Raw genomic sequence first — 2,344 nt, forward strand, 5'->3', positions numbered from 1 at the left:
CACGCTTAAAAATAATAAAAGCAGACTTGACCTGATAGTTTGGCTGTGAGCAATTATGTGCTTAGTGCATCTAACGCATAGTTAGGCATCAGATGCCCTCGGCGCGGGTCGATGCACTTTTCGCACATGCCGCTCAACGCAAGATTCTCTCAATCGTTGCTTTGGCATATCGAACGAACGCGGCCGTCTCTTCGACGCGCATTGCTAGGTCGTCGTCCTCGCTACCCAGGTACGCCGCGCGTGCCTTGCAGATGAGGGGCCGATGCTCGGCAGGCAAACGCTCCGATACCCATGCGGCAGCAACGTCCTTAGGAGCAATGAGACCAGTTGAAGCGCTGTACCAAATGCGAGCAAGAGCAAGAACGACGTTCCGCTCGTCACCCTTCCAATCCGACTCTGCATTCCACTGGGCAATAGTGTCGAAAAGCGCCTTGGAGAAATGCTCCTTCGGCACCGGCTCGAAAAACGTGGCTGCGGATGGGCCTAGAAGCGCAAGGCTGTGTTGCCTCGCCTTGGTCAGCAAAATCGCAAGATCGTGATCCAGAACGGCAGGCTCGAACGTTCCGGAAAGGATGTCGTGGCGGAGCCACTCACCGAACTGAAGCTCACGCCGCGCCGGATAGCGCCAAGGCACTACTTCGCTTCGAGCGACAACAGTTAGCTCCAGCGGTCGCCATGTTCCGCCATCGCCTGGCGGTGATGAGACTTTCAGCAAATCGAGCATTAGCGCCTGCCGGAGCGAATCGTTAGGTGCGGCGCTGACGGTCACGAGCAAGTCTATGTCGCTGTCCGGCTTCAGCCCTCCATCGATCGCAGATCCGAACAGGTGGATTGTGTCCAGTGTCGCAGCCAGATGGCGCTCGATCACCGCGCGAGCGTGGGACAGCTGCTTGAAAACTTGTGCAGGGAAAAATTCACCCATGATGCCTAACGTGCTAGGTCAGCGGCGGTCGAAGGCCGTCCGCTGGAGCGGTGGGTTGGGCGTCTGCTTCGCGGCCAAGTAGCTCCACAAGGGTGAAGTGCGCGATTCGTTCGGCACCGGCCATGAAGAACCCCTCCTGGCCCACGCGTAGCCACTGCCGCAGATCTTGTCGGTACTCCGGCTGGTCGAACAACACCCACATAGTGGCGGTTCCACATTCCAGCGGTTCATCAGTCTCCGGAATGGGTTCGCGCCCCACTGACTCGAACTCCGGCCAAATAGACCACTGTCGAGTCTGGTCGTCGTCGGCCGCCCAATGCACGTTGCAGCGCATGTGTTGAAAGAGGCGCTGACGCGCCGGCAGCCGCTTATACGCGACTCTAAAGTCCGGAGCCCTTCCCGTTTTTTCGGTGTAGCTGCTCATGACGTTCAACGCCTGGCACAGCGGATCGCAAACCTGGCGCGGCTTTTGGTACAAAAGGCGTGACAGGTTTGCGAATCCGTTGCTGCCACTTGTTAACCCTTTTGCCAGATTTGGTAACTATAATTTATGTTAGAGGCGAAGTCTTGGGTAAAAACTGGCCTAAAATTGCTGGGGATTTCAGGAAAGTAAACATCACCTTCCGGCTCGATGTCTATTGTAGATATATGTAGTGTATCTACTTGATCGATCAGGCTTTTGTATATCTCCCCACCACCTGAAACAATGACATGATCCGTTATTTTCTTTAGGTTGGTTAAAGCATCTTTAATTGATGGAAAGATCACTACGTTCTCATTGTCAGATGTAAAACTTGAACGTGTTACGACCGCATACTTTCGGTTGGGTAATGCTCCCATTGATTCAAAAGTCTTGCGTCCAACCAACAGCCATTGGTTATAGGTAATAGCTTTAAACAGGAGCTGTTCACCTTTGGCACTCCATGGAATATCAGGGCCATTCCCGATAACTCCATTCTTCGATATAGCTACCATTAGTGATAGTTTCACAATTCTTCCTCAGAGGTTAACGCCCGCGGTAAGCCGCGCCGGAGTGCGAAGCACGGAGGGCACCCACAAGCGAAGCTTGTGGGCGTCGGCTTGACCAACTGGTTAGGCCGAGCCCAACGCCGAAGAAACGGCGATTGGAGGCGGCCACGGTTTTAACCGCGCAGCCACTGCGCGCGGCACGAAGGCGGCAGCTTTTGGCCCGCGGCCAATTTGTTCCGCAGGCAGCGAGAGGTTGACGCGAACAGCCCTGCCCTGACATTTTCTTCCTTACGCCGAACCGACTTTGGCAAGCCAGGATCAGCGGTGTTGCTTGATGCTCGATTGAACCATATTTGCACGGCAGCAAAGCTGCGGCCTAACTTTGTTTTAGGGCGACTGCCCTGCTGCGTAACATCGTTGCTGCTCCATAACATCAAACATCGACCCACGGCG

3 protein-coding genes are annotated in these 2,344 nt (G+C 54.7%); all 3 read right to left on the reverse strand.

The window, feature by feature from the left end; genetic code table 11:
* Window positions 1-133: 133 nt before the first annotated feature.
* Window positions 134-922 (reverse strand): ANT(3'')-Ia family aminoglycoside nucleotidyltransferase AadA5, encoded by a 789-nt coding sequence (locus L2I46_RS28955; RefSeq protein WP_000503573.1) that lies wholly within the window; start codon window positions 920-922, stop codon window positions 134-136.
* 13 nt (window positions 923-935) lie between these two features.
* Window positions 936-1,346: a hypothetical protein gene (locus L2I46_RS28960; protein ID WP_017901443.1), complete on the reverse strand. Its 411-nt coding sequence runs from the start codon at window positions 1,344-1,346 to the stop codon at window positions 936-938.
* A 92-nt stretch (window positions 1,347-1,438) separates the two neighbouring features.
* The gene (dfrA1, locus tag L2I46_RS28965) at window positions 1,439-1,912 is read right to left on the reverse strand and encodes a trimethoprim-resistant dihydrofolate reductase DfrA1 (protein ID WP_000777555.1); all 474 of its coding nucleotides are present in this window, start codon (window positions 1,910-1,912) and stop codon (window positions 1,439-1,441) included.
* Window positions 1,913-2,344: the final 432 nt, after the last annotated feature.

The sequence above is a fragment of the Klebsiella sp. 2019SCSN059 genome, assembly GCF_021739525.1.
GTDB classification, from domain to species: Bacteria; Pseudomonadota; Gammaproteobacteria; order Enterobacterales; family Enterobacteriaceae; genus Klebsiella; species Klebsiella quasipneumoniae.